Here is a 6,542-nt window from a genome sequence, read left to right as displayed (position 1 = left end):
ACCATGCGGGAGAAGACGTCGATGACGAAGGCCGCGTAGACCCAGCCGGAGAACGTTCTGATGTAGGTGATGTCAGCAACCCACAGCTGGTTGGGGGCAGTTGCGGTGAACTGCCGCTCGACCAGGTCGGCCGGACGGCCGGTCTCCGGGGCGGGCCGGGTGGTGCGCGGGCTCTTGGCCCGGATCACGCCGCGCAGTCCCGCCTGGCGCATGAGGCGTTCGACCGTGCAGCGAGCCACCTCGTGCCCCTCGCGCACCAGGGCCGCGTGGACCTTGCGGGCCCCGTATACCCTGTAGTTGTCGGCGTGGATCCGCCGTATCTCCTCGGTGAGCTCCGCGTCACGCAGGCTGCGGGCCGACGGTGAACGGCTGTGGGCGGCGTAGTAGGTGCTCGGCGCGATAGGCGCGTCCGTCTCGGCGAGGACGTCGCAGATCGGCTGGACGCCGAACGTCTCCTTGTACTGGTCGATGTAGGCGACCTTCATCGCAGTGGACGGTCCAGCTCCGCGGCGAAGAAAGCCGAGGCGGACTTCAATATCGCGTTCGCCCGCCGCAGTTCCTTCACCTCCCGCTCCAGCTCCGCGATCCGCGCGGCCTCCGCACTGGTGGTCCCCGGCACGACGCCCTCATCGATCTCGGCGCGTTTCACCCAGCCCCGCAGGGCCTCGGGGTGCACGTCCAGCTGGTCGGCGATCCGCTTGATCGCACCAGCCCGGCCGACCGGATCCTTGCGGGCCTCGACCGCCAGACGCGTCGCGCGTTCACGCAGTTCGTCGGGGTACTTACGGGGAGCAGCCATGATCGGCATCCTTCCGGGTCTCGATGATCTCCATCAAACCCGGGGCGGTTCACTTCTTCCCCGAGTAGTACGGCCGGTCGGCGGCGATACGGTCGATCGGCAGCAATGTGCCGTCCAGGATCACGTATGCCTTCCTGCGCACGGTCTCCATGGCCTGTTCCAGCGTGGGCGCGAGGCCGGCCAAGAGGTCGACGGCCTCGCGTATATACCGGTAGGCAGTCGCGACCCCGACGCGGAAACCTGCTGCGAGACGGGCGTAGGTGTCGCCGCAACGCAGGTGGGCCAGGACCAGCAGGGCCTGCCGGCCGCAGGTCAGGCGACGCCACCGGGAGCCGATCCGACGCCGGTGACCTGCGAGGACACCGGAGAGGTGCTGCAGGGTGCGGCTGGACAGATTGATACCGGACGGGTAAACAAGCACGCGAAAGCTCCTGGCGGACTGGCGATCTTGGTCGTGAACCCGTCTACCAGGAGCTTTCTTCACGTCCGCGGTTGGGGCCGCCCGCCCAACCACCCGTCAGGTTGGAAACGGCTCACTGATCGTCCCCTGACGACCGGCTCGCACAGACGTGGGCCCGGCCTCTTCAGGGGAGCCGGGCCCAGGACCTTCTGGTGGGTTGATCAGTTCACGGTGAAGAAGTAGTCGTAGGGCGCCAGCTGAAGGCCCGAACGGGTCGTCGCGTAGACCGTGAGGTCATGCCAGCCATCCGTGGCCGGGCTCCAGTCGATGCTCGCGGTGTGGTCGGCGCCCGCGGGGACCGTCACCTCCGGGTCACCGTTGTTGAAGGTGTATGTGTAGCTCACGACGTCCTTCACCCGGGGCGTGAACGTGAAGGTGCCCGGAACGTCGATGCCACCGCCCGAACCGTTCTCCGGGTAGGTGACCGAGGAGACACCGGGGGTGGTATCGAAGCTGATGCCCCACCACGCTGTGTCGCTCACCCACCCGTTGGCGCTTCTGCTACTCACCTTGAGGTTCTCGCTGTAGAGGCCATCCAGCGCGAGCTCCACTGTTGCGGTGCCATCCGGTCGTGCCGTGACGTCGAAAGTCCTGTCGTCCTGACCTCCGAGGGTTTCGACGGAGTAGCTCACGACAGGGCTCTTCGCCTGTAGCGCGGGGTCGGGGCGCAACGTGAACTCGGTCGGCTGACCGAACTCGGGTTCCGGGACCGCCGGGGAGATGGTGGGCGCCGTGGACTTGACTCGGAAGTCGTACCTTGCGATTCCCGACCCGTTGTAGGCGCGGTCCAGGCTGCGCACCCACAGCGTCATCGGACCGGAGCCGGTCGGCGGCACCAGACTGAGCGTGGTCGAGCCACCGAGCGTGTTGGCGCGCTTGAAGTACTTTGTATTGGCGTACGGGTCGACGGGCTGCGGAATGCCGTGGTCACCGATACTCGTACCGATGACCGGCAGGTTCTGCTGCCAGGAGAACTCGAAGCCCTCGACATCGTCGGCGCCGTTCGCACCGAGTGTGAACTCGACCGGCTCGCCGCCTTCGTTCCATGCCTCGGATTCGTAGTTCGACGAGGTGATGGAGGGGGCATTCGCCGGCTTGCTGTTGTCGACGGTGACGTAGCAGGGTGTTGACCAGTCCGAGACGGCGGCCCCTGCCACCGTCTGCGCCTGCCACACGTAGCTCTGCCCGTCGACGAGCGCGCTTGCCGGAAGTGTGGCGGGAGCCTCGAATCCGGGGGTGGCGTAGTCGCGGGTGACCGTGGTGATCTTCGAGGGATCGGCTACCGACCAGACCTGGTACCGCACGCTGACGCGAGCGCCTCCCGTGGCTTCTGTGACTCCGGGAATGCCTTCCACCAACAGGCCTTCGCGAGCCCACTGGTACGAGGGCTGCTCCGCGTCCGTCGCGCAGTGCCTGTACCCGTTGAACAGATGAGTCGGCGGGGTGAGCGTCGCATCGACAGCGTTCGCCGGGGTTGCGGCGGCGGCCAGTGCCACGGCAACAGCTCCCAGAGAGGCGAGAACTGCACGCGGTCTCGCACTGAAGGACATGGTCAAGTGATTCCTCCCGTTGATCGCACGCAGGGTGCCCGATGGGCACAGATGTGCGAGCGGCAAGCGCATCGTATCTTTGTGTCATCGCCTGGCGCGCAGGATTTGATCAGTCGAGCGATGGTTGCCCGGCCCGGCGAACCCGGCCTCGGGACCGGTAAGCCCACACATTGAGGTGTCGCATACTCTCGGACGGGCTGTGGTCACCGGACTTGCAGAGCTGGATCGTCCACCGCATCGCCGCCTGGCCCGTAGGGGGGTCTGTACGGTGAGTGAGTGGTGTAACTCCCGAGCTGGAAGCGACAGTTGATGACTGACGTGACGAGTGACACCGAGGCCGGGAAGGCCGTTGTGAGTGGGGCGGGCGCCGTGGATGACGGGCTGGTCGCCGAGCTGGTTGCCCGGGCTCAGGCCGGTGGTGTGAAGCTCACCGGGGAGGGCGGTCTCCTGCAGCAGCTGACGAAGCGGGTGCTGGAGTCCGCGCTGGAGGGCGAACTCACCGATCATCTCGGCCACGAGCCCAGTGAGCGGGCCGAGGGCGGCCGGGAGAACTACCGAAACGGACACCTATCCGGCGATCGTCCGGCTCTGGGAGGCTGCCTGGGCGGAGTTCGTGCCCTTCCTCCAGTTCGACGTGGAGATCCGCAGGATCGTCTGCACCACCAACGCGATCGAGAGCATCAACGCGCGCATCCGCAAGGCCGTCCGGGCCCGGGGACACGTCCCCACCGAACAGGCCGCCCTCAAATGCGTCTACCTGGCCGTCATGAGCCTGGACCCGACCGGCACCGGACGCAAACGCGGACCATGCGCTGGAAGGCCGCACTCCATGCCTTCGACATCACCTTCGACGGCCGGCTCACCGCCGGACGCCGCTGAACAAATCCGACTGAGTTCCACCGTTCGCTACACAGACCCGACCACGTCACCGCCCCCGGCGGCGCGGCCACCACCTACGGCTACGACACGGTCGGCAACATGACCGGTCGCACCGACGCCAACAACCATGTCACCACTTACGGTTACGACGCGGCGCACCGCCTGACGTCGGTCACCGACCCGCTGGACCGGGCGACGACGTACGCGTACGACGCGGACAGCAATCCGGTGAAGGTGACGACGCCCCGCGGCTCAACGACCCGGACGTACGACGTCCGCGGCCTGGTCACCAAGATCGACTACTCGGACGCCACGCCGGACGTCACCCTCGGCTACGACGACGCCGGACAGATGACCGCCCGTGCCAACGCGAAGATCTCCGAGGACCTCGTCTACAACACGGTCGGCGACCTCACCAAGACCCGCGGCTTCGCCTACACCTACGACGCCGCCGGACAGATGCTCACCCGCAAGTACTCCGACGGCAACACCATCGGCTACACCTACGACAACGACGGCCGCACCGCCACCATGACGGCCGACGGCGCCACCACCACCTACACCTCGGACCCGGCGGGCAACCTCACCAAAACGGCGCTGCCCAACACGGAGACCGGGGAGCGCACCTACGACCGGGCCGGCCGCGTCACCGCCGTCACCTCCTCCAAGGCGGGCACGACGGTCACCAAGACCGCCCTCACCCTGTCGGCGGCCGGCCTGCCCACCCGCGTCGACGTCACCCGGGCCGGAATCGGCACCGGAGGCTACGACCAGACCTACGACACCGCAGGCCGCCTCACCTCCGGCTGCTACCCCCAGCCCTGGATCACCGGCTGCGCCGCGACCCGCACCACGTCCTACACCTACGACAAGGTCGGCAACCGCCTGACCTCCACCCTCGGCACCACGTCCACCAGCTACGCCTACGACAAGGCCGACCAGCTCACCTCCACCACCGCCGGGGCCACCACCACCGCATACGACTATGACGCGGAAGGCAACCAGACAAAGGCCGGCGCCGACACCTTCACCTACGACCTGGCCGGACAGATCTCCGCCGCCACCGTCGCGGGCACCGACTACACCTACGACCACGACGCCAGCGGCAACCAGGTCGCCATCCTCAAGGACAGCGCGGTCACCAGCCGCACCCAGTGGGACCCCAACGCACCCCTGCCGATCCTGGCCACCGAGTACGACAGCGCGTGGACCATCAAGCAGTCCTACCGCTACGACCCCCTCGGCCAGCCCGCAGCCACCAAAACCGGCGCAAGTGCCGTCTTCTACTACCACCACGACACCCAGGGCTCACCGCTCGACGTCACCAGCAGCACCGGCACCCTCCACCAGCGCTGGGCCTACGACCCCTACGGCACCCGCGTCCTGGGCACCGTCACCGGAGGCGCACCCTCAAGCACCCCCTCCTACACCGGCGCCCGCTACGAGACCACCACCGGCAACCTCGACCTCCACGCCCGCCAGTACACCCCGACCGCCGGCCGCTTCACCAGCACCGACCCGGCGCCCCGAGGCGCCTCAACCCCCTACGTGTCCCCGTACGCCTACGCCGACAACCAGCCCACCCTGCTCACCGACCCCAGCGGTCTCACCCCCGAAGACCCCAACAGCCCAGGAGCGATCCTCGGCGACTTCGGCTCGGGCTTCCTCCAAGGGCTGAAGGCACCCTTCCAGTTCCTCGGAGACGCCTACGACGACGTCACCGGCCAGAACGGCGGCGCCGGCGCCTTCCTCGACAAGTACCTCCCCGTCCGCCCCGCCTACCGCCTCTACCGCGCCGAGTACATGCTCCGCCAACAAGGCTGCGACGCACTCGCCGACCTCTATGCCGAAGCAGCCGACGAACTCACCCAACAGCTCGCTGTCACCGGACTCGGAGGACTGACCGGGTGGCGGCGAAGTGTGTACGAGACCGAGACGTCCATCATGAAATCTGGGGGTCTGGGGCCGAAGCGCGGCAAGCTCGACCTCAGTGCCAAGGCGTTCAACGACGCCGAAGGGCGCATCGCCGAACTCCTCGTGTCCGAGGGCAAGAACGTGAAGGCACTCAAGGAATCGACCGTGCCAGGAGTGAGGACCGCCGACTCCGAAGTGAACGGGGTGCCGACGGAGTTCAAGAGCTTGATTCCGGGAGCCGCCGCAAACACGGTGAAGAACCAGTTGAACTCGGCGAAGGGCCAGGCCAGGCATGCCATCATCGACGCACGCGCGAGCGGACCGAGTGAGTCAGCGGCACAAGAGGGGCTGGGTAAGTTCCTGCGCAACAATCCGCCCGGACGGATGGACTTCATCCGCATAGTCGGCGACGGCTACGACATCACCTACCCCTGAGGGAGCTGAACTGTGACCTCCCACCACAGCATCTTCATCCACCCCGGTCACCCTGTGGAAGCCCTCGTCGCAGACGTAGCGCTGGCTTGTGGCGGGAGGCTGCGGCGCGCCGTGAACGTGCCCGCGGATTACGTCTCAAGCCTGAGCGACGCAATACTTGAACTAGAAATGGAGCATGAGTACGAGGAGGACAAAGGCATCCCGTTCGAGCGCTACCAAGTTGTTCTGACTGTGCGGGAATCCAACAGCTCGATGGAGCAGGAAGCAGTCATCTCCCGACAGATCTTCCACGAACTCGCGACTCTGCGGCGGTACTGGCTGGTTCTCGTCTTCGACCTCCAGACAGTCATCGGCACGGCTGCTCCGCCTGGCCAGAGCGCATTCCCGTCTGCCAGAAAAGAATAACGGGGGCGGGGGTTGGAGGGACTGCACAGCCCAACCAACCCCAGACCCCCCACATCCCCCAACAGGGGGGCGGAGCTGGTGCAGAGCAAGAGCCCGAATG

Annotated in this window: 4 protein-coding genes and 4 pseudogenes; 4 read left to right on the top strand and 4 right to left on the bottom strand. The window is 66.8% G+C overall.

What is annotated here, in order from left to right:
• The 4 genes and pseudogenes from ACFXOA_RS32020 to ACFXOA_RS32005 form a co-directional block, all read right to left on the bottom strand.
• Positions 1 to 485: IS3 family transposase (locus ACFXOA_RS32020; protein ID WP_385035655.1), on the bottom strand; the 485-nt coding region annotated here is incomplete at its 3' end.
• Positions 482 to 799 carry a transposase gene (locus ACFXOA_RS32015; RefSeq protein WP_385035653.1) on the bottom strand — a complete coding sequence of 106 codons (318 nt, stop codon included), beginning with the start codon at positions 797 to 799 and terminating at the stop codon, positions 482 to 484. The genes ACFXOA_RS32020 and ACFXOA_RS32015, both read right to left, overlap by 4 nt.
• A gap of 55 nt (positions 800 to 854) precedes the next feature.
• Positions 855 to 1,220: pseudogene (locus ACFXOA_RS32010) on the bottom strand (transposase family protein); the annotation flags it as partial.
• A gap of 200 nt (positions 1,221 to 1,420) precedes the next feature.
• Positions 1,421 to 2,755 (bottom strand): hypothetical protein, encoded by a 1,335-nt coding sequence (locus ACFXOA_RS32005; RefSeq protein WP_385035651.1) that lies wholly within the window; start codon positions 2,753 to 2,755, stop codon positions 1,421 to 1,423.
• A 363-nt stretch (positions 2,756 to 3,118) separates the two neighbouring features.
• Between ACFXOA_RS32005 and ACFXOA_RS32000 the strand changes: the two are divergent.
• The 4 genes and pseudogenes from ACFXOA_RS32000 to ACFXOA_RS31985 form a co-directional block, all read left to right on the top strand.
• Positions 3,119 to 3,322 (top strand): annotated as a pseudogene (locus tag ACFXOA_RS32000) (IS256 family transposase); the annotation flags it as partial.
• A gap of 55 nt (positions 3,323 to 3,377) precedes the next feature.
• A pseudogene (locus tag ACFXOA_RS31995) lies at positions 3,378 to 3,688 on the top strand (transposase); the annotation flags it as partial.
• 45 nt (positions 3,689 to 3,733) lie between these two features.
• Positions 3,734 to 6,037: pseudogene (locus ACFXOA_RS31990) on the top strand (RHS repeat-associated core domain-containing protein); the annotation flags it as partial.
• Between the two features lie 12 nt (positions 6,038 to 6,049).
• Positions 6,050 to 6,442: a hypothetical protein gene (locus tag ACFXOA_RS31985; RefSeq protein WP_385035649.1), complete on the top strand. Its 393-nt coding sequence runs from the start codon at positions 6,050 to 6,052 to the stop codon at positions 6,440 to 6,442.
• The last annotated feature ends 100 nt before the right edge of the window (positions 6,443 to 6,542 follow it).

Origin of the sequence: Streptomyces sp. NPDC059166 (assembly GCF_042755185.1) — a bacterium.
Taxonomy (GTDB): Bacteria; Actinomycetota; Actinomycetes; order Streptomycetales; family Streptomycetaceae; genus Streptomyces.
The sequence above is the reverse complement of the archived record's forward strand: the minus strand, read 5'-3'. Positions and strand labels throughout refer to the sequence as shown.

Bases quoted from the DNA above. Each gene is read 5' to 3' on its own strand.
- ACFXOA_RS32015 (WP_385035653.1), bottom strand. From the start codon at position 799: ATGGCTGCTCCCCGTAAGTACCCCGACGAACTGCGTGAACGCGCGACG.